This window comes from Phenylobacterium sp., assembly GCF_046590535.1.
Classification (GTDB): Bacteria; Pseudomonadota; Alphaproteobacteria; order Caulobacterales; family Caulobacteraceae; genus Phenylobacterium.
This window is the reverse complement of sequence record NZ_JBKJTG010000235.1, coordinates 1-18,679: the sequence shown is the minus strand read 5'-3', so window position 1 is coordinate 18,679 and position 18,679 is coordinate 1. Positions and strand designations below refer to the sequence as shown.

At 69.1% G+C, this 18,679-nt stretch carries 18 protein-coding genes and 1 tRNA gene; 11 read left to right on the top strand and 8 right to left on the bottom strand.

Translation table 11 applies throughout. From position 1 onward, the window contains the following. Positions 1 to 27: 27 nt before the first annotated feature. From ACLL81_RS14370 to sfsA, 3 genes are all read right to left on the bottom strand, one after another. Positions 28 to 150 carry a hypothetical protein gene (locus ACLL81_RS14370; protein ID WP_411289044.1) on the bottom strand — a complete coding sequence of 41 codons (123 nt, stop codon included), beginning with the start codon at positions 148 to 150 and terminating at the stop codon, positions 28 to 30. Positions 151 to 259: 109 nt separating this feature from the next. Then, on the bottom strand, positions 260 to 403 hold the full coding sequence (locus ACLL81_RS14365; RefSeq protein WP_411289043.1) for a hypothetical protein: 144 nt from the start codon (positions 401 to 403) through the stop codon (positions 260 to 262). Continuing rightward, positions 400 to 1,125 carry a DNA/RNA nuclease SfsA gene (gene sfsA / locus ACLL81_RS14360; protein ID WP_411289042.1) on the bottom strand — a complete coding sequence of 242 codons (726 nt, stop codon included), beginning with the start codon at positions 1,123 to 1,125 and terminating at the stop codon, positions 400 to 402. Before sfsA ends, ACLL81_RS14365 begins: the two co-directional genes overlap by 4 nt. Positions 1,126 to 1,357: 232 nt before the next feature. Between sfsA and ACLL81_RS14355 the strand changes: the two genes are divergently transcribed. Next, the gene (locus ACLL81_RS14355; RefSeq protein ID WP_411289041.1) at positions 1,358 to 2,122 is read left to right on the top strand and encodes a competence/damage-inducible protein A; all 765 of its coding nucleotides are present in this window, start codon (positions 1,358 to 1,360) and stop codon (positions 2,120 to 2,122) included. 143 nt (positions 2,123 to 2,265) lie between these two features. Then, on the top strand, positions 2,266 to 2,994 hold the full coding sequence (locus tag ACLL81_RS14350; protein WP_411289040.1) for an AAA family ATPase: 729 nt from the start codon (positions 2,266 to 2,268) through the stop codon (positions 2,992 to 2,994). Here ACLL81_RS14350 and ACLL81_RS14345 read toward each other — a convergent pair. After that, positions 2,991 to 3,206: a hypothetical protein gene (locus ACLL81_RS14345; protein WP_411289039.1), complete on the bottom strand. Its 216-nt coding sequence runs from the start codon at positions 3,204 to 3,206 to the stop codon at positions 2,991 to 2,993. The two genes, ACLL81_RS14350 and ACLL81_RS14345, sit on opposite strands and share 4 nt — an antisense overlap. Positions 3,207 to 3,390: 184 nt before the next feature. Here ACLL81_RS14345 and ACLL81_RS14340 point away from each other — a divergent pair, with 184 nt between their 5' ends. Beyond that, positions 3,391 to 5,001 (top strand): glycosyltransferase family A protein, encoded by a 1,611-nt coding sequence (locus ACLL81_RS14340; protein WP_411289038.1) that lies wholly within the window; start codon positions 3,391 to 3,393, stop codon positions 4,999 to 5,001. Continuing rightward, the gene (locus ACLL81_RS14335; RefSeq protein ID WP_411289037.1) at positions 5,001 to 6,242 is read left to right on the top strand and encodes a glycosyltransferase; all 1,242 of its coding nucleotides are present in this window, start codon (positions 5,001 to 5,003) and stop codon (positions 6,240 to 6,242) included. The genes ACLL81_RS14340 and ACLL81_RS14335 overlap by 1 nt, the downstream gene beginning before the upstream one ends. Positions 6,243 to 6,259: 17 nt before the next feature. Here the strand turns inward: ACLL81_RS14335 and ACLL81_RS14330 are convergent, their stop codons facing one another. Next, positions 6,260 to 8,968, bottom strand: coding sequence for a TonB-dependent receptor plug domain-containing protein (locus ACLL81_RS14330; protein ID WP_411289036.1), 2,709 nt, complete (start codon positions 8,966 to 8,968; stop codon positions 6,260 to 6,262). Between the two features lie 629 nt (positions 8,969 to 9,597). Between ACLL81_RS14330 and ACLL81_RS14325 the strand changes: the two genes are divergently transcribed. The 3 genes from ACLL81_RS14325 (at position 9,598) to ACLL81_RS14315 (ending at position 11,855) form a co-directional block, all read left to right on the top strand. After that, the gene (locus ACLL81_RS14325; RefSeq protein ID WP_411289035.1) at positions 9,598 to 11,205 is read left to right on the top strand and encodes a flavin monoamine oxidase family protein; all 1,608 of its coding nucleotides are present in this window, start codon (positions 9,598 to 9,600) and stop codon (positions 11,203 to 11,205) included. Between the two features lie 18 nt (positions 11,206 to 11,223). Beyond that, a complete protein-coding gene (locus tag ACLL81_RS14320) occupies positions 11,224 to 11,712 on the top strand; it encodes a RidA family protein (RefSeq protein WP_411289034.1) in 489 nt (162 codons plus the stop codon). Between the two features lie 58 nt (positions 11,713 to 11,770). After that, positions 11,771 to 11,855, top strand: a tRNA-Leu gene (locus ACLL81_RS14315). 6 nt (positions 11,856 to 11,861) lie between these two features. Here the strand turns inward: ACLL81_RS14315 and ACLL81_RS14310 are convergent. Then, a complete protein-coding gene (locus ACLL81_RS14310) occupies positions 11,862 to 12,656 on the bottom strand; it encodes an N-formylglutamate amidohydrolase (protein ID WP_411289033.1) in 795 nt (264 codons plus the stop codon). On the opposite strand from ACLL81_RS14310, the gene ACLL81_RS14305 reads away from it, so the two are divergent. The 3 genes from ACLL81_RS14305 (at position 12,656) to ACLL81_RS14295 (ending at position 15,238) form a co-directional block, all read left to right on the top strand. Next, positions 12,656 to 13,585, top strand: a complete 930-nt coding sequence (locus tag ACLL81_RS14305) for a transglutaminase family protein (protein ID WP_411289032.1) — start codon at positions 12,656 to 12,658, stop codon at positions 13,583 to 13,585. The two genes, ACLL81_RS14310 and ACLL81_RS14305, sit on opposite strands and share 1 nt — an antisense overlap. A 129-nt stretch (positions 13,586 to 13,714) precedes the next feature. After that, a complete protein-coding gene (locus tag ACLL81_RS14300; protein WP_411289031.1) occupies positions 13,715 to 14,530 on the top strand; it encodes a transglutaminase-like domain-containing protein in 816 nt (271 codons plus the stop codon). 51 nt (positions 14,531 to 14,581) lie between these two features. Further along, positions 14,582 to 15,238, top strand: a complete 657-nt coding sequence (locus tag ACLL81_RS14295) for a TetR/AcrR family transcriptional regulator (protein WP_411289030.1) — start codon at positions 14,582 to 14,584, stop codon at positions 15,236 to 15,238. Here ACLL81_RS14295 and ACLL81_RS14290 read toward each other — a convergent pair. Continuing rightward, on the bottom strand, positions 15,208 to 16,245 hold the full coding sequence (locus tag ACLL81_RS14290) for an MBL fold metallo-hydrolase (protein WP_411289029.1): 1,038 nt from the start codon (positions 16,243 to 16,245) through the stop codon (positions 15,208 to 15,210). The genes ACLL81_RS14295 and ACLL81_RS14290 overlap by 31 nt on opposite strands. A gap of 87 nt (positions 16,246 to 16,332) precedes the next feature. On the opposite strand from ACLL81_RS14290, the gene ACLL81_RS14285 reads away from it, so the two are divergent. Further along, positions 16,333 to 16,983, top strand: coding sequence for a 2-hydroxychromene-2-carboxylate isomerase (locus tag ACLL81_RS14285; protein ID WP_411289028.1), 651 nt, complete (start codon positions 16,333 to 16,335; stop codon positions 16,981 to 16,983). Here ACLL81_RS14285 and scpA read toward each other — a convergent pair. Further along, on the bottom strand, positions 16,980 to 18,679 hold a 1,700-nt coding region (gene scpA / locus ACLL81_RS14280), incomplete at its 5' end, for a methylmalonyl-CoA mutase (protein ID WP_411289027.1). The two genes, ACLL81_RS14285 and scpA, sit on opposite strands and share 4 nt — an antisense overlap.

The following is an 18,679-nucleotide window of genomic DNA, read 5'->3' as shown; positions in this document are numbered from 1 at the left end:
CACCTTGAGCATGAGTTCCCACCTCGGCTACCTGCTCAAGGTGTCGCCGGCTGTCTCCCCAAGGGTGGTCGCCAGCACCTTGATTGTCCAGAAGCCAAGGGTGACGGCGGGAACCTTGCTCATCGCAGCGCGCACATCGTGGTTGGTCATCGAGGCGCCTTCGAGCGGTTCGGATTGCGTCGGGTCGGCCCATCACGGCGCGACAACAGTGTCGCGCGTGTGTCGCGTCTCCCAGCAGCAGAGCCCCAATCGCCGGCCGTCACTCCGCGCAAGCGGCGAGGTTGGCCAGGCTGGAACCCATACCGGGCTGGTGGTCGTCGGGAGATTCCGTGAGACAGTTTTCGCAGGTGAAGGGGACCAGGGCGCCGTCCGGGGCAGGCGCAAATTTGATGCTGACGGTCATTTCGCGGGGTCCTCCTGTCTCTCCCGCGACCAGGGAATTCGGCGCGTGATCCTGACGTCATGCACGCTTAGGTTGCACCCATAGACCAGCACCTCCACGCCGGCGTCGGCCGCCCGGTCGAGGCCGCCCGCGAACGCCGGATCGAGGTCGTGGCAGGCGGCGAAGGCGTCGCAGTCGGTGCGCTGGACGACGAACAGGACGACGGCCCGGTCGCCGCCGGCGACCATGGCTTCCAACTCGCGCAGGTGCTTGAGCGAGCGCGCGGCGACGCAATCGGGGAACTCAGCCAGCGTACCTTCGCGGCGCAGGTGGCAGTTCTTCACTTCCAGCCACGCCTGCGGGCGGCCCGGCGCGGTGAGCAGGAAGTCGACCCGGCTGTTCAGTCCATAGCGGACCTCGCGGCGGTGAACGTCGTAGCCGGCCAGCTCGGGGATGGCGTCGGCGGCCAGGGCCTCGGCCACCAGGCGGTTGGGATGCATGGTGTTGATGCCGACGAGGCCGCCGTCGGCCTCCACCAGCTCCAGGGTGTAGGCGAGCTTGCGCTTGGGGTCGTCGGACCTCGACAGCCAGCAGGTGAGGCCCGGCGCGTTCAGGCCCAGCATGGCGCCGGGATTGGGGCAGTGGGCGGTGAGCGCCGTCCCGTCGTCCAGCACCACGTCGGCCAGGAAGCGCTTGTAGCGCTGCACCAGGCGGCCGCGGGCCAGGGGGGCGGGAAAATCCATGCGGGCCTTCTAGCGGCGCCCGCCCGCCCGCGCATCCCCGGTCACGCCTTGGGCCGGGTGGCGCGGGCCGGGAGCGCCAGGGCGCTGATGACTGTGGCGGCGAGGATGAGGCGCATCTGCGGACCTCCAAGGCAGGCGGGCGTCCTTGACCCGCCACAAAGGCGTAGCTCCAATCCCGGCTTGGGTTAAAGGCATTGCGGCATTCGGCTGGAGTGCGCGGGAGAGCGTCGACGTGGCGAAGACTGAGAACAAGCGCGTCACGGCCGCCGTGCTGATCATCGGCGACGAGATCCTGTCGGGGCGGACCCAGGACACCAACCTGCGCGACATCGCCCGCTACCTGGGCGTCCACGGGGTGGACCTGGCCGAGGCGCGCACGGTGTCCGATGTGATGGAGGAGATCGTCGCCGCGCTGAACGCGCTTCGCGAACGCTACGACTATGTGATCACCACCGGCGGCATCGGCCCCACCCACGACGACATCACCGCCGACGCGGTGGCCCAGGCGTTCGGCGTGGCGCTGCACGAGCACCCGGAGATCATCGCCATGATGAGCGCCCGCTGGGGCGGGGAGCTGAACGCCGCGCGCCGACGCATGGCGCGGGTGCCGCAGGGCGGCGATCTGGTGAAGAACCCGGTGCAGGGCCCGCCCGGCTTCACCATCGGCAATGTGTTCGTGCTGGCCGGCGTGCCGGCGATCATGCGCGGGATGCTGGAGGACGTGGGGCCCCGGCTGAAGGGCGGGGCGGTGACCATCTCGCGCACCATCAGGGTGGAGGGGTCCGGCGAGGGGGTGCTGGCCGCGCCGTTGGAGGCGGTGGCCAAGGCGCACCCCGGCATGTCGCTGGGCAGCTATCCGTTCTTTGGGGCCGATGGCTATGGCTCCAACCTGGTGCTGCGCAGCCGCGATCCGGACGAGCTGGCCGCCACGGTCGTCGAGCTGATCGCGGCGCTGACGGCGGCGGGCGTCGCCCAGGTGCGTGAGGTCGAGGCGTGACCAAGCCGTTCTGATCGAACGCCGGTGAGCCTGGGGCCCTTGATTCTGAGGGTTTGTAAAGCTTCACCTTCCGCCTGTGGATGGTTTGTGCATAAATCCCGGCGCTGAGGCGGCGAAGAGCGCCGCCGCGCGGGGCGTGCAAGGTGAAGACACTCACGGTGATGTCCCGCAAAGGCGGGGCTGGCAAGACCACAGCGGCGGTCAACCTGACGCTGGCGGCGCGGGCCATGGGCGTGAAGGCGGTGCTGGCCGACGCTGATCCGCTGCGCAGCGCCTGCGAGGTGCTGCGCGAGCGTGAGGAGGCGCCCTCGATCCTGTTCGAGACCAGCGCCTCGAAGCTGTTCGCGCTCACCGAAGCCTGCCGCCGGGCCGGCGCCGAACTGTTGATCATCGACACCCCCGCAGCGCCGGAGGCCGACGTGGCCGAGGCGGTGCGGGTGGCGGACCTGTGCCTGGCGGTGGCCCGGCCCACCTATCTGGATCTCGCCGCCGCGGTGCGGTCGGTGGCGATCATCCAGCGGCTGGGCCGCGACGGGGTGATCGTGCTGAACCAGTGCGCGCCGGCCCGCAACGGGGTGGAGCCGCCGGCGGTGGTCAAGGCCTTCGAGGCCCTGCGCTTTGCGGGCCTGCCGGTGGTCCCGGTGGCGTTGCGCGCGCGGGTGATCTACCAGACCGCCTTCGCCCAGATGCGCTCGGTGCTGGAGATCGACGCCGACGGCGCGGCCGCAACCGAGGTGCGCGAGCTGTTCACCCACGTCTGGCGGCGCCTGAAGGGCGAGGGCCGCGCGTACATGCGCACCGCCAACGACGACCTAGGTCGCGGGTTCGGCGCCAGCCGCCCCGGCCTGACTTTCGTGGCGCCCGGAGCCTAGCGCGCCCCGCTGGTGTCCGGGGCCGGCTGAGACGCCAATCCATCCAGATCCTTGAGCCCGATGGAGGCGGCGGCCATGCCCAGCAGGCAGGCCACGGCGAAAGCCGCGATCACCGCCACCTGCGGGCGGTTGCGGTAGAACCAGCGGTTCACCCGATGGCCGAGCGTGCCCGACCGCCGGCCAAGCCGCTTCCTGACGATAACCTGCGGCATGCCAGCTCCCCAGCGCACGACGTTAGCGACCGATGTAGCTTGGCCGTGAGGCGGGCGCCAGACGGACGGATTGGCGCACCCCGCCGTGCCGATTGCAAAGCGCCGGGCTGCCTCTAAAAGCGGGGCGGAGTAGGGGTCATTTGATGCGCCGTCCGAACCTCGCGCCTGACACGCGAACCGCGCTGTGACGAAGCCCGCTCCGGGGGCCGAGCTGAAGGCCGAACGCGCCCGCGCCCGCGCCGCCGAAGCGGACCTGGCGCGCGCCCACGCGGTGATCCGGGCGCAGGCCGAACAGATCAGCGCCGTGCACCGCTCGACCTCGTGGCGGGTGACCCGGCCGCTTCGGGTGCTGGTGCGCCTGCTCCGCGGCCAGACCTCGCTGAGCCAGCTGATGCGCCGCATCGCCCCGGCGCTGCTGGCGCCCCTGGACCGCGCGTTGACGATGCGCCGCCAGCGCGTGGAGGCGGCGCGCCTGGCGGCGGTGACGCGACCGCAGCCCCGGGCCGTGGCCTTCCCGGGGGAGGGCGACCTGGCGACCCTGCCGGAGCTGACCGGGATCGTGCCCGAGCCGCTGGCGGCCACCGTCTCGGTGATCATCCCGACCTACAACGCCGGCCCTGAGTTCGCCTGGCTGCTGCGCAAGCTCAGCGCCCAGCAGGGGCTGGCCCGGGTGGAGATCGTGGTGGTGGACTCCGGATCCACGGACGGGACCTGGGAGCTGGCGCAAGCCAGCGGCTGCAAGGTGATCCGCATCCCCAACAGCGAGTTCAGCCACAGCCACGCGCGCAACCTGGGCGCCGACAACGCCGCCGGCGACCTCTTCCTGTTCACCGTGCAGGACGCCTATCCGATCGGCGACTTCTGGCTGCAAAGCCTGGCCCGGGCGCTGATCTCTCCGCGCAGCGAAGACCAGCGGGTGGCGGCCGTCTCCTGCTCGGAGCTGCCCCGGCGCGACAGCGAGCTGCTCTACAACGCCGGCATCGACACCCACTACCGCTTCCTGGGCTGCGACTCCCGCGACCGGATCGGCGCCTTCACCGGCGAGGACAACCAGGCCCTGCGCACCCAGGGGCAGCTCAGCGACGTAGCCTGCATGATCCCGGCCGGGACCTTCCACGTCTATCGCTACCAGGGCCGGTATGCGGAGGACCTGCTGCTGGGCGTGCGGTTGATCCGCGACGGACTGCGCACCGCCATGCTGTCGTCGGTGAAAGTGATCCATTCGCACAATCGGCCGGCCGCCTATCACCTGAAGCGCACGTTCGTGGACGTGGTGTTCCTGACCGAAGTCTTCCCCGACTTCGCCCCGCCGCTGGCCGAAAGCGTGGGGGCCGCCGTCGCCGCGGCGGCGGCGCTGGATCGGGTGACCCAGGCCTGGCGTCCGCTGCTGGGCGCCGACGCCGGGCTGAGCCTGCGCCGGCTGGTCGCTCAGGCCCGCGCCATCCCCCTGCCGCCGCTGATGCAGGGCGCGGCGCCGGACTTCGGGTTCGCGCCCCTCGCAGGCTGGCTAAAGGCGGCGTTGGCGGTTGAGGGCGCGCCCGACCGCCGGGAGGGCGAACAGGTGCGGACGATGTTCGTGGACCGGCTGGAGGGCCTGGCGGCCTTTTGCGAGCGCACCTATGGCGCCACCGACGCGCACCTGGCGGACGAGCTCTGCGCCGCGGCGCGCAAGACCCTGGCGGCGACTGTGGGGGCGCAACTGGCGTTCTTCTACCTGCACCAGTCGAGGCTCGATTCCGACCGCAACCGTCAGGTGGTGGCCGAGCTGCGCGACCTCATGCTGGCAGGCGTCTGATGCGCATCCTCTTCGTCGTCCACCAGTTCATGCCGGACTACGCCGGCGGCACCGAGAAGGTGACCTTGAACCTGGCCCGCGCCGCCCAGGCCGAGGGCCATGGGGTGGAGGTGCTCACCGTCACCCACAGTCCCGAGACGGGCTGGAAGCCCGTGGGCGCAGGCCTGTTCGGCGGCGTCGTGGAAGGGGTTCCGGTCACCGCCATCGCCGGCGCCGAGCGGCCGCTGACGGACCTGGGCTTCGCGGCCAATCCAGCGCTGACGGCCGCCACCGAGCGGTTCCTGGCCAGCCGCGCACCATTCGACGTGGCCCACGTGACACACGGTTTTCGGATGACCGAGGCGGTGGAGGTGCTGGCGGCCAGGCGCGTGCCCTACCTGGTCACGGTCACCGACTTCTTCACCCTCTGCTATCGGCTGAACCTGGTGCGGCTGACCGGGGGCATCTGCTCGGGCCCGCAGGGCGGCGAGGCCTGCAAAACCTGGTGCCGGCTACACGAGCTGGCTCAAGAGGCCCACGTTGAGCGCACCCTGCGCTACGAGCGGTTGCTGCGCCAGGCCTCGGCAGTGGTGGCGGTGTCCGACTATGTGGCCGGCGTGGTGCGCGGTGAATATCCCGGCCTGGCGGTGCGGGTGGTGAACAACGGCGTGGACCTGCTGAACTTCCAGCCCCGCGCGCAGCCCCGGGCCGCGGGGCCGCTGACCATCGGCTACCTGGGCACCGTGTCGGAGGCCAAAGGCGCGCTGATGCTGACCCGGGCGTTCGCCGCCTCGGGCGCCCCGAACGCCCGACTGCGGATTGTCGGGCCCTGCTACGACGAGGCGGTGGCCGCAGAGATCGGCCGGCTGGGCGAGGCCTGCGACATCAGCCTGGAGGGCCCGGTGGGTAGCTCTGAAATCGGCCGGATGATGGGTGAGTTCGACGTGCTGGCCGTCCCCAGCCAGGTGCCGGAAAGCTTCTGCCTGTCGCTTTACGAGGGCTTCGCCGCGGGCCTGCCGGCGCTGGTCTCCGACCTGGGCAACCCCGGGGCGGTGATCGCCGCCACCGGCGCGGGCCGGGCGCTCGCAGCGCACGATCCGGCCGCCTGGGCGCAGGCCATCACCGAGCTGGCGGCGGACCCGTCGATCCTGGCGACCTGGGCCGCGCGCGCGCCATTACCCAACCGGATGGAGGAAGAGGGCTTCCTCTACGGCCGGCTCTACCGGGCGGCGGCGACGCCTGCCGACGCCGCCCGGCCTTAAGGATCAGAGCGCCCGGATCAGAACTGGGCGGAGATCTTCGCGTAGTAGAAGCCGCCCTGCCAATCGACGATGGCGTCGGAGCGGTAGATCCGGCCGTTGGTAGCGGATTCCCCGATGCGGTCGGGGTCTGGGTAGTTGTCCAGCACATTGCGCACGCCGAATGTGATGGTGGCGTATTCGGTGGCCTCGTAGCTGGCTTCCAGGTCAAGCATCACCTCCGGCTTCCACTTCTGGATGACCCGGTTGGTGACGCTGAACATGTTCTTGTAGGGGCCGTAGACGCTGGCGCGGCTCAGCAGGGTGAATGGCCCGGCCTTGTGGGTCGCGGTAAGGACGCTGCGCCAGCGGGGCTCGGAGTGCTTGAAGTCGTAGACGTATTCGCCGTCGAAGAAGACCCGCTGCACGCCGGTGGCGTCGCGGAACGTCTTCACCGTCTTCACCACCGGCATGTTGTAGTTCATCGAGGCGCTGAAGTTGGTGCTGTGGCCGTTGGGCCAGGACTTGGCGTAGGTCGCCACCACGTCGAGGCCCTGTACCTCGGCGTCGAAGGCGTTCTGGAAGAAGCTCACCTGGCCGATGCTTTCGGCGCCGGGGATGCCGGCGGCGATCATGGCTGCGGTGATGGCCGGCGTCACGTTGATGGGGGTGATCCCATAGAACATGTCGTCGATCTGGATGAAGTAGGCGTCGGCGGTCAGCACGAGGTTGTCGAACAGGCGCGCGGTGACGCCCACCGAGTAGTTCTGCGACGTTTCCGGTTCCAGCGGCTGGGCGCCCAGGTAGACGGCCACGGGATTGACCGCCGGGAACAGCCCCTGCGCCACCGGCACGCCGTTGTTGACCACCGTGGAGGTGTAGGTGGTGAACAGCTGGCCGGTGGTGGGCGCCCGGAAGCCGGTGCCGATGGAGCCGCGGATCGCGACCGCCTCGGTGAACTCAAAGCGGGCGGCGACCTTGTAGTCGAGGGTGGAGCCGAAGTCGGAGAAGTCCTCGGCGCGGGCCGAAGCCTGGACGAAGAACCGCTCTGAGAAGTCGGTCGAGATGTCCACGTAGGCGGCCTTCGACTTTCGCGTCAGGCTGCCCGCGTAGAGCGGCGGAAAGCCGGGCGCGCCGTTCGAGCCGACGCCCAGCGCTCTGTAGACCGGATTGCTGATGGTCAGGCCGTCGAGGACGATGGTCGAGCTGTTGCAGACGATGCCGGTCGCCTGCGGCGCCGTGGGCCTGAGGGTTCGCGCGGTGACCGCGGTCTCGTTGGTGCAGAAGTCGTAGGGATCCTGCGCGGCGTAGGGACCGGCGATATAGGACGGCACGCCCCCTGTCAGGATCGAATAGCCCTCCTTGCGGTACTCGGCGCCGAAGGCGACAGCCAGGGGCTGCGGGGTGACGCCGTTGACCCACTCGTAGGTGAAGTCGGCGTTGGCGGCGGACTCGTCGGATTCCAGCGCGCCCACGTAGAACTCCGTGGGACTGGCTTCGCCTAGGGAGAAGTTGACCGTGTCGGTCATCGTGTAGGCGAGCTGGTCGTTGCCGTAGCGGACGCTGAGGTCGAAGCCGAGCCCTTCGAAGATGTCGCCGCGGAGGCCACCCACGACGCTCCAGTCCTCCACCGTTCCGAAGAACTGCGGCGTGAAGCCCAGGGGGAAGATCTGGTTGGCGCGGAACAGCCGGCCGTTGCGCATGACGATGTAGTCGTCGGCCTGGTTGGTGGTGACCCCGACGTCGATGGGGGGGCGGTAGTTGAAATCCCCCTTGGCGTGGCTGCGCGAGTAGTTGCCGAAGCCGTAGAGCTCCATCCCGTTGCCGAGGTCGAAGCCGGCGTTGATGAAGGTCCGGAAAGCTTCGGCGTCGGGCTGGCCCCATTTCTGCGCGACCTTGGTGAACAGGGTCCCGTAGTTGACCGACTGGGCATAGGCCGCGGTGAAGGCCGAACCAGGCGCCGTGGTCTCAGTGGGGAACAGCCCCACACAAAAGCCCGCCCCCTGATTGGGGATGTTGCGGTTGCAGTACTGGCGGCCGCGCGAGGTGGGCTGGTCTGTGCTGAACTCGAAGCTGGCGTTGACGAAGCCCCGGTCGCCGAGCGCGAAGCCCTTGCTGCCGGAAACGATGATCCCGTCGCCGTCGCCTTCGTAATACTGGCCGGCCTGGACCATCAACGAGCCGCCGTCGGACGCGTCCTTGAGGATGAAGTTGATGACCCCGGCGATGGCGTCCGAGCCGTACTGGGCGCCCGCGCCGTCCCGCAGGACTTCCACCGACTTGAGCGCCGCCGCCGGAATCTGGGCTGCGTCCTGCGCCTGCGTGCCGCTGCCGCCAGTGATCACCAGGGCCGAGCGGTGCCGGCGCTTGGAATTGACCAGCAGCAGGGTCTTGTCGGAGGGAAGGCCGCGCAGCGAGGCTGGCCGGATGAAAGTCGCGCCGTCGGAGATCGGCTGGCGCGTCAGGGTGTAGGAGGGCACCAGGGTCTTCAGCAGGTCCTGGGTGTCGGAGTGCGAGATCGCCTCGATCTCTTCCTGGTTGAAGGAGTCCACCGGCACCGGCGATTCGAGCGCCGTGCGCGGCTTGGCCCGCGAGCCGGTGACGATCAGCGTGTCGACTTCGGCCGCATCGGCGACCGCGGCGGCGTTGGCGCTCAGCGCCGCGCCCTGGGCCATCGCCGTGTCGTGTGCGGCCAGAACGGCCGCCGTCGAGATCCCGGCCAGCAGGATTCCCTTGATAGATACCCTCATAGTCTTACCCCCATCTCTTGTTTCATTTCATTGGTCGTCTCCCTCTCCGGGGTTTCCTCGTATCCCTAAGGCGTGACGCCGCCTCTTAAGGGCATCGCCGTGCTGAATACCTTGCGGCCGGCTGATCTTGGCGCAACAGGTTCAATCGTCACCGGACGATCATTCCATCAATGTGGTGCAGAGGCGCCCGAAACTGCGACTGATCCGGAACTTCAGTTGGTGAATATCGGGCGCCTGCAAAGTTTGCAGGCATCAAACTGCCACTTCAATATCCGTTTGCCGTACAGAGGCGACGTGATAACGCGCGCCAAAAGGGAATTGAGAACACGACGGCGCGAATTGGTGAATTTGGCGCGAGCGTCAATTCGGAACACTTGGTCGCCAACGGCTCGGATCGCCTGATCGGTGATCAGTTGCCGAAGGCCTGAACAGCCGACGCCTGTTTACTGAGCGCACCGCGCGGCGGGCCCTTTCGGTTGCCCGATCACGAGGCGGCCGAGAGGTTGCGGTGACCGTCCCGGATGCACTTTGCTGCAATGCACATGTGACGGCTCCGTGCGGCTTGAGGCGGCGGGCAGGGCCGGCCGCTATGGGGGCTGCTGTTGCGTCAGGAGGGGTCCGCCATGGGGATGAGCCGTCGTGCTTTCCTGAACCGTATCGCCGCGTCCGGAGGCTATGGCGCGGCCTATTCGGCGATGATGACCATGGGCCTCCTGCCTACCGCAGCACGGGCGGGCCCACTGGCCCTGTCGCCGCAGACGGGACGCGGCAAGAGCGTGGTGATCCTGGGCGCCGGGATCGCCGGCCTGGTGGCGGCCTACGAGATGGAGCGGGCCGGGTTCCGGGTGACCGTGCTGGAAGCCCGCGACCGGCTGGGCGGGCGCAACTGGACGGTGCGCAACGGGTCGAGGATCGAGATGAACGGGGAGGCTGACCAGACGGTCAGCTTCTCCGAGGGGGTCTATATGAACGCCGGGCCAGCGCGCATCCCCAGCCATCACGAGGGCCTGCTGGGCTATTGCCGCAAGCTGGGGGTGCCACTGGAGGTGGAGGTGAACTCCAGCCGCAGCGCCTACATCTATTCCGAGACCGGCAACGGCGGAAAACCCATCCAGATGCGCCAGGGGGTCAACGACACCCGCGGCTACATATCCGAGCTGCTGGCCAAGGCGGTCAACAAGGGCGCCCTCGACCAGGACCTGTCCGTCGACGAGAAGGCCCGGCTTGTGCCGTTCCTCCGGGGCTACGGCGACCTCTCGGAAGACTTCAAGTTCAAGGGCACGGAGCGCTCGGGCTTCGCCAAGATCCCAGGCGCCGCGTCGCAGTTCGGCGAGCGCCGGGCGCCGGTGCCGTTCGGCGATCTGCTGGCGCACCCACAGCTGGGCAGCACCCTCTTCGAAGACTCGCTCTACATGCAGGCCACCATGTTCCAGCCGGTGGGGGGCATGGACCGCATCCCGGCGGGCTTCGAGCGGGCCATCGTCAGCCCGGTGATCCGAAACGCCGAGGTCACCCAGATCCGGCAGCGCGAAGGCGCGGTGAAGGTGGTGTGGCGCGACCGCACCTCCGGCGTGTCCCAGGCGCTGGACGCCGACTATGCGGTGGTCACGGTCCCGCTGGTGGTGCTGGCCAAGATCGACACCAATTTCGCCCAGCCGGTGAAGGCGGCGATCGCCGCGGTGCCCTACGACTACTCCAACAAGATCGGCTTCGAGTCGCCCAGGTTCTGGGAGAAACAGCAGATCTACGGCGGCATCTCCTTCGTGGGCGGGGAGACCAGTCTCGTCTGGTATCCCAGCGCCGATCTGCATTCGGAGCGGGGGATGCTGCTGGCCTGTTACGGCTCGGGCCCCCGCGCCAGGGGGTTCTCCGAGCGTCCCCTTGCCGAGCAGGTGGCCATCGCCCGCGGCGTGGTGGGCCGGCTGCACCCAGGCCACGAGGGCGATCTCTCAAAGCCCGTAGTGGTCAACTGGAACAAGGTCCCCTTCAGCCTGGGGCCCTGGCCGTCGTTCGGCGGGCGGGGCGGCCAGGAGGGCCACATCGACGATCCCAACTACCGGCTGCTGAACGAACCGCACGGCCGCGTCTATTTTTCAGGCGCCCACCTCAGCCAGATGCCCGGCTGGCAGGAAGGCGCGGTATTCTCCGCCCACCGCACCATCGGCCTGATCGCCAGCCGCGTGGCCCAGACGGTAGCTGTGGAGCCGCCCCGTCGGGCGGCGCTCGCCGCCAGCTAGTCATTTACCGGAGTCCCTATGCTCAAAACTCTCCTGATCGCCGCCCTGGCCCTGGCGGCGGCGTCCGCAGCCCAGGCCCAGAACGCCCACATCGGGACGCCCACCTCGCCGATCTCCCAGGCGGTGAAGGTCCCAGCGGGATCGGAGATGCTCTACGTCAGCGGCATCACCCCGCCGGTGCTGAACGCGCCTGTGCCCGCGGGCGGGACGGCGGTGTTCGGCGACACCAAGACCCAGGTGGCCGGCATCCTGAAGCGCATCGAAGACATCATGAAACCGCAGGGCTACGGGTTTGGCGACGTGGTGATGATGCGGGTGTTCCTGGTCGGCGATCCGGCCAAGGCGGGCAAGATGGACTTCGCCGGGATGATGGAGGCCTACACCCAGGCGTTTGGAACCCCCGCCCAGCCCAACCGGCCCGCGCGGATCACCATGCAGATCAGCGGGCTGGTGCAGCCCGGGATGCTGGCCGAGATCGAGGTGCAGGCGGCGAAGGCGAAGAAGTAGCGTCAGCCGTTCTGAGGCGAACTCGACGGCCCAGGCCCGGTCGGATAAGCGTCCAGGCGGGGACATGGCGGAACCGGTAGACGCAAGCGACTTAAAATCGCTCGGAGCAATCCATCTGGGTTCGAGTCCCAGTGTCCCCACCAGTCCGCCTAGGCGCTGACGGCGCGCAACGCCTTGGGCAGGAGATCGGCCAGGAGGGCGGCGGCCCAGCGCTGGCCGGCGGGGTCGGCGATCAGGTCCTGGCGCACCTCCAGCTCCAGGTAGTCCAGGCCGCGGGGCCGGGCGTGGTGCGGGACGGTGAAGTCCACCTCGTCCATCCGGTAGGGCTGGTTGTCGCCGACCACAGCCTCGCCCTCGGTGGCGCGAAGTTCGGCCAGCACGGCCAGGGAGAAGGCCGAGTCCCCGGCGTGCAGCACCCCGAACCGCCAGGGCCGGTCGAACCCCTGCATGGAGGGCGTGAAGGAGTGCAGGGAGATCAGCGTGGTGGGCCGGCCGGCGCGGGCGTCGAGCTCGGCGGCGACGCGGGCCTGGTAGGGCGCGGCAATGGCGGCATGGCGGGCGCGGGCGTCCGCGGGCGTGAGGCGCAGGTTGCCCGGGATCGGCACCCCGTCGCTGACCTCGGGGATGGCGTCGGCGCGTTGCGGTGCGCGGTTGCAGTCGATCACCAGGCGGGAGAACCGCTGGCGGATGAAGCAGGCGTCCAGGGCCTGCGACAGCCGCTGGCCCAGGCCGGCGACGCCGATGTCCCAGGCGATGTGGCGGTGCATGGCTGCGGGCGGGACGCCGAGATCGCCCAGGCTGCGGGGGATTTCGCGCCCGGCATGGTCGCCCAGCAGCAGAAACGGCGAGGCGGCGCCTGCGTTCAGCACAATCGCCACGGGCGTTTCGTCCGGCGCCAGCAGCGGCGTGGACCCGCCTTCGGAATCGCTACCAATCTTTGGCAATGCCGATTGTCTCCATCCGCCACCGGACGACCTACCGCTACCGCAACCCGGTCGCATTCGGCGAGCACCGCGTGATGTTTCGGCCGCTGGAAGGCTATGACCAGCGGGTGTTGTCGGCGGAACTGGCGATCACCCCGGAGCCCAGCCTGCTGCGCAACGTCCACGACGTGTTCGGCAACTGCGTCAGCATCGCCAGGTTCGCCGGCCGCTCGGACGTGCTGAGCTTCGAGGGGCGCGTGGAGCTGGAGCATACGCCGCAGCCGGGGTTCGCGGGGCTGGACTGCGATGTGGACCTCTATCGGGGCGGCGGGGCCCAGACCTACGGCGCCGACGACCTGCCGGACCTGGCGCGGTCGATCGCCCGCCAGCACCCGGACCCCGACGGCGAGATCGCCGCCTGGGCGCGGCGCTTCGTGCGGCCAGTGGGCGCCACCCGCCTGCAGACCCTGCTCAGCGACATGACCCATGCGATCCGCGCCGAGTTCGCCTATGGGGTGCGCCTGCACGGTGAGCCGCAGTCGCCCACGCAGACCTTGGCGTCGCGCCGCGGCAGTTGCCGCGATTTCGCGGTCCTGATGATCGAGGCCGCCCGCAACCTCGGCCTCGCGGCGCGCTTCGCCTCCGGCTACGTCTACAGCGCCACGCGCGGCAAGGGCCGGGCCGGCGGCGGCCACACCCATGCCTGGGCAAGGGTCTATCTGCCGTCCTGCGGCTGGATCGAGTTCGACCCCACCAACGGCATCGTCGGCAACACCGACCTGGTCCGGGTGGCGATCACCCGAGACCCCCGCCAGGCCACCCCGCTGCACGGAACCTGGTCAGGCCTGCCCAATGACTATCTCGGCATGGACGTGGAGGTGGACATCGCGGTGGAAGAGGTGGTTCTGACGCAACCAGTGGCGCAGCTCCGTGTTGGGGAATCACGCTAGAGCCTTTCCCGTTCAGATGGACCCATTTAAACGGGATAAAAAAGGCTCTAAATCAAACGTTTAGAGCATCTTTCGTCCGAAAACCGCGCCACACTTTTCGGAAGATGCTCTAGGGGCCGCGGGGATCAGATGCGCATCAGGACCGGGTACGAGATCGTCTACGAACTCCCGGCGCCGACGCCGATGCTGCTGATGCTGAACGTGCATCCGACCCGCATCGCCGACCTGGAGACCCCGGACCTCATCCACACCAATCCGCTGACCCCGCTCACCCAGTATCGGGACATCTACGGCAACCTCTGCAGCCGCATCCTGGCGCCCGCCGGCCGGTTTGTGATGAATGCCGACTTCATCGTGCGCGATGACGGCCTGCCCGATCCGGTGGCGCCGCACCTGGGCCAGTTGCCGGTGGCCGACCTGCCGGACGAGGCTTTGCTGTTCCTGCTGGGCAGCCGCTATTGCGAGACCGACCAGCTCAGCAACCTGGCCTGGTCGCTGTTCGGCTCGATCCCGCCAGGCTGGGGCCGGGTGCAGGCGATCGTCGACTACGCCCATCAGCGGATCAAGTTCGGCTACGAGCACGCCCGACCGACCAAGACCGCGTACGAGGCGCACGAGGAGGGCCTGGGGGTCTGTCGCGACTACGCCCACCTGGCCTTGACCCTTTGCCGCTGCATGAACATCCCCGCGCGCTACTGCATGGGTTTCCTGGGTGATATTCGCCTGCCGCCGGTCCCCGGGCCGATGGACTTCAGCGGCTGGTTCGAGGTCTATCTCGACGACCACCAGTGGCACAGCTTCGACGCGCGCCACAACACGCCCAGGATCGGCCGCATCCTGATGGCGCACGGGCGCGACGCCACCGACACCGCCATCACCACCACCTTCGGGCCGAATTTCCTGGCCGGCTTCACGGTGATCACCAAGGAACTGCCGGACCTCTAGATTCGCGGCTGCGGCGGGCGCTAGATGTCCTTCAAGGAGCTACGCCCCCGCATGACCAAGGCGAGGACCGCCGCCGCCAGCCGAGACGGGGTCCGCCCGGCTTATCAGCAGCGCAGCCGCGACCAGCGCGACCGGCTGCTGACGGCCGGCGAGCGGGTGTTCGCCCAGGCCGGGTTCTGGGAGGCGCACGTCACCGACATCGCCCGGCTGGCTGGTTGCTCGGTGGGCGGGTTCTACCGGCGGTTCGCGGACAAGGAGGCCTTCTTCTTCGCCCTGCAGGCCGACATGGCGGCCCGGGCCGAGGCAAATGTCGGCGGCTTCTTCGAGGATCCGGCCTGCCGCACGGATCCGCTGCACCAGGTGTTCGAGCGGCTGGCGAGGCGCAGCGCGCGGACCATCAAGGCGATCGAAGGCTACTACCGGGCGCTCTTCGAGCTCAGCCTGCGCGGCCACGACGTCTGGCCGCCCATGCGCCGGCTGGAGGCGATCCAGGCAGGCCTGGTGGCGGACCTGTTGCGCGCCCGCGGCATCCCCGTCGACGTCCGGCGCCAGGCCGCGGCGCAGCTCGCCTTGCGGCTGATCAATGTGCAGATCATCTCGACCATGCTGCACGGAGCGGGACCGTTCGACATCGACGACCCCAGGCTGCACGAGGAGCTGGGGCTGATGATGGCCCGCTACCTGGAGCTGCCGGCCGGCGAGAGCTGACCATAGCGGATCTCGGTCCCGCCCGCGGGCAGGTCGATGGTCATTCCCTCGGACGCCAGGCGCCAGTCCAGCGGGCCGACGGCGGCGATGCCGCGGGTGAAGGCGTCGGGCGAGAAGAACGGCAGGCCCGCCTGGGTCAGGTGATAGAGCACCAGCGCCTTGACGCCGGCCGCCCGCGCGACCTCGGCCGCCTCCACCGGGGTCGTATGATAGGTGAGCGTGTCGGTGATCAGCGAACTCATCCGCGGGTTGCCCGTCGCGGTGAGCGCCTGGGCCATCTGACGGGTCATGGCGTCGTTCTGGGCCTCGTGGATCAGCACGTCGGCGCCCTTCGCCCCGGCCGCCAGGCCCGGCCATTTGCGGGTGTCGCCGCTGATCACGACGGAACGGCCCTTGTAGTCGAAGCGATAGGCGAAGGCCGGCGTGACCGGTTCGTGCGCCACCACGATGGCGGTTACGGTCAAGGCGCCGTCGCGCCACGCCTGCGCTGTCGGGCCGCGCGGCCGGACGACCCGCGCCTTAAGCTCGCCCGCCGGCAGCGGCAGCTTGAAGGCGCCATGCTCGTGGTGGGCGCGCCGGTACCCGTGATCCAGCGCATAGGCCAGGTTGAAGCCCGCCGCGACCTTCTCGACGCCCGCGGGACCGACCAGGGCCAGCGGAGCCGGGCGGCCGGCCACCCAACTCTGCAGGTTGAACTCGCCGACCTCGCCGATGTGGTCGGAGTGCAGGTGGGTCAGGAACACCGCGCGCGCCTTGGCGATCGGCAGGCGCCACAGCATCAGGTTCTCGGTGGCCTCCGGACCCACGTCGACGAGGTAGAGCTGGTCGCCGGCCTGCACCGCGACGCAGGGCTTGGCGCGGTCTCGCACCGGCAGCGGGCCGGAGGTGCCGCAGAAGGTGACCCGCAGACCATCGAAGGTCGCCGGGGCCTGGGCCGCCGCCGGCGCGGCGGCCACAAGGATAGCGGCCAGGGCCCCCAGCGCCGCGAAACAAACCTGCCGGATCATGCGCCGTCCCCAAAAAGCGGAATTGAAGATCGCATTTTTAGGGCATAGCTTGCGGAAGGCCAGGGATTTCCGGGCGCGGAGCTGACCATGACGCTGAGCTACGACCTCTACTGGTCCTTCCGGTCGCCCTATTCCTACATGGTGACGCCCCGGCTGCGGGTGCTGGAGCGCGACCACGACGTAGCTTGCCAGGTGCGGCTGGTCTATCCGCTGGCGGTGCGCACGCCGGAGTTCTTCGACACCCGCGACCCCCTGTGGCTCAGCTATTTCATGACCGACGTGTTCCGGGAGGCGGCCTTCCTTGGCCTGCCGTTCCGGTGGCCGCGGCCAGATCCCGTGCAGCGCGAGCCGGACGGCCGATACCCGGCCGAGCAGCCCTATATCCACCGGCTCACCCACCTGGGCGTCGCCGCCGCCCAGCGGGGCCGGGGCCTGGCGTTCCTGGAGGAGGTGAGCCGGACGATCTGGGGCGGCGAGGTGGACGACTGGCACCAGGGCGACCACCTGGCGCGGGCCAGCGAGCGGGCCGGGCTCGACTACGACGAGCTCTCAGCGGCCGTGGACGCAGAGCCTGACCGGCACCGCGCCGTTGTCGAGGAAAACCAGGTCGCCCAGCGCAAGGCCGGTCATTACGGCGTGCCGCTGATGGTGTTCGGCGCCGAGCCGTTCTTCGGCCAGGACCGGTTCGACCAGATGGTCTGGCGGATGCAGGCGCAGGGCCTGGCGGCGCGGATTTAGGACGCCTGTTCCTGGGCGTAGCCGAGCAGCTCGTTCAGCCGCTCCAGTACGGTGATGGCCGCCTCGGGGATGACGGCGCCGGGCGTAAACACCGCGGCCACGCCCATGTCTTTCAGCGCGGCGAAGTCCTCCGGCGGGATCACCCCGCCCACCACCACCAGGATGTCGGGCCGGCCCAGGCGTGCGAGCTCGGACTTCAGCTCCGGGACCAGGGTCAGGTGTCCGGCGGCCAGCGAGCTTACGCCCACCGCATGGACACCGTCGGCCACAGCCTCGGCCGCGGTCTCGGCCGGGGTCTGGAAAAGGTCGCCGATGTCCACCTCGAAGCCCAGGTCCGCGAAGCCGGAGGCGATCACCTTCTGGCCGCGGTCGTGGCCGTCCTGGCCCATCTTGGCCACCAGGATGCGGGGCTTGCGCCCATCGGCCTGGGCGAAGGCGTGGGCCATGGACCGCGCACGCTCGACCTGCGGCGTGATCCCGGACTCCAGCAGGTAGACGCCCTTGACCGCATCGGCGTGGGCCTTGTGCCGGTTGAAGACGACCTCGAGCGCATCGGAAATTTCGCCCACCGTGGCCTTGGCGCGGGCGGCGTCGACGGCGAGCGCCAGCAGGTTGCTGTTTCCGGCGGCGCCCTCGGTGAGCGCCTCTAGCGCGGCGGCCACGGCGGCGGGATCGCGCCCGGCCTTCAGGCGCTTGAGCTTGGCGAGTTGCTGCTCGCGCACCGCGCTGTTGTCGACCTTCAGGACCGGGATTTCGTCGGCGTCGGCGGACCGGTAGCGGTTCACGCCCACCACGCTCTGGGTCCCGGCGTCGATGCGCGCCTGGGTGCGGGCGGAGGCCTCCTCGATTCGCCGCTTGGGCAGGCCGTCCTCGATGGCCCTGGCCATGCCGCCCAGGGCCTCGACCTCGGCGATGTGGGTGCGCGCGCGCGCGGCGAGGTCCGCGGTCAGGCGCTCCACATAGTAGCTGCCGCCCCACGGATCGATAACCCGGGTCTGTCCGCTCTCCAGCTGCAGGAAGAGTTGCGTGTTGCGGCTGATCCGGGCGGAGAAGTCGGTGGGCAAAGCCAGGGCCTCGTCCAGGGAATTGGTGTGCAGGCTCTGGGTCTGGCCACCCACGGCGGCCATGGCCTCGACGGCGGTGCGGGCGACGTTGTTGAACACGTCCGAGGCCGCCAGGCTCCAGCCGGAGGTCTGGGTGTGGGCGCGCAGCGAGAGCGAGCGGGCGTCCTTGGGGTCGAACTCGTCCTTCATCAGCTCAGCCCAGAGCAGGCGCGCGGCCCGCTGCTTGGCGATCTCCATGAAGGTGTTCATGCCGGCGTTCCAGAAGAACGACAGGCGGGGCGCGAACTGGTCGACGGTCATGCCCGCCGCCACGCCGGCCCGCACATACTCAATGCCGTCGGCCAGGGTGTAGGCCAGCTCCAGGTCCAGCGTCGCCCCGGCTTCCTGGATGTGATAGCCGCTGATCGAGATCGAGTTGAACTTCGGCATTTCGCGCGAAGTATATGAAAAGATGTCCGAAATGATCCGCATCGAAGGCGACGGCGGGTAGATGTAGGTGTTGCGGACCAGGAACTCCTTGAGAATGTCGTTCTGGATGGTGCCCGACAGCTTGTCGTGGCTGACCCCCTGTTCCTCAGCGGCGACGATATAGAGGGCCAGGACCGGCAGCACCGCGCCGTTCATGGTCATCG

What these genes read in the sequence shown, in the direction of transcription:
- ACLL81_RS14365 (WP_411289043.1), bottom strand. Translation starts at nt 403, where the DNA reads ATGACCGTCAGCATCAAATTTGCGCCTGCCCCGGACGGCGCCCTGGTC.
- sfsA (WP_411289042.1), bottom strand. Translation starts at nt 1,125, where the DNA reads ATGGATTTTCCCGCCCCCCTGGCCCGCGGCCGCCTGGTGCAGCGCTAC.
- ACLL81_RS14370 (WP_411289044.1), bottom strand. Translation starts at nt 150, where the DNA reads ATGACCAACCACGATGTGCGCGCTGCGATGAGCAAGGTTCCCGCCGTC.
- ACLL81_RS14300 (WP_411289031.1), top strand. Translation starts at nt 13,715, where the DNA reads ATGCGCATCAGGACCGGGTACGAGATCGTCTACGAACTCCCGGCGCCG.
- ACLL81_RS14305 (WP_411289032.1), top strand. Translation starts at nt 12,656, where the DNA reads ATGCCGATTGTCTCCATCCGCCACCGGACGACCTACCGCTACCGCAAC.
- ACLL81_RS14345 (WP_411289039.1), bottom strand. Translation starts at nt 3,206, where the DNA reads ATGCCGCAGGTTATCGTCAGGAAGCGGCTTGGCCGGCGGTCGGGCACG.
- ACLL81_RS14330 (WP_411289036.1), bottom strand. Translation starts at nt 8,968, where the DNA reads ATGAGGGTATCTATCAAGGGAATCCTGCTGGCCGGGATCTCGACGGCG.
- ACLL81_RS14285 (WP_411289028.1), top strand. Translation starts at nt 16,333, where the DNA reads ATGACGCTGAGCTACGACCTCTACTGGTCCTTCCGGTCGCCCTATTCC.
- ACLL81_RS14335 (WP_411289037.1), top strand. Translation starts at nt 5,001, where the DNA reads ATGCGCATCCTCTTCGTCGTCCACCAGTTCATGCCGGACTACGCCGGC.
- ACLL81_RS14290 (WP_411289029.1), bottom strand. Translation starts at nt 16,245, where the DNA reads ATGATCCGGCAGGTTTGTTTCGCGGCGCTGGGGGCCCTGGCCGCTATC.
- ACLL81_RS14295 (WP_411289030.1), top strand. Translation starts at nt 14,582, where the DNA reads ATGACCAAGGCGAGGACCGCCGCCGCCAGCCGAGACGGGGTCCGCCCG.
- ACLL81_RS14320 (WP_411289034.1), top strand. Translation starts at nt 11,224, where the DNA reads ATGCTCAAAACTCTCCTGATCGCCGCCCTGGCCCTGGCGGCGGCGTCC.
- ACLL81_RS14325 (WP_411289035.1), top strand. Translation starts at nt 9,598, where the DNA reads ATGAGCCGTCGTGCTTTCCTGAACCGTATCGCCGCGTCCGGAGGCTAT.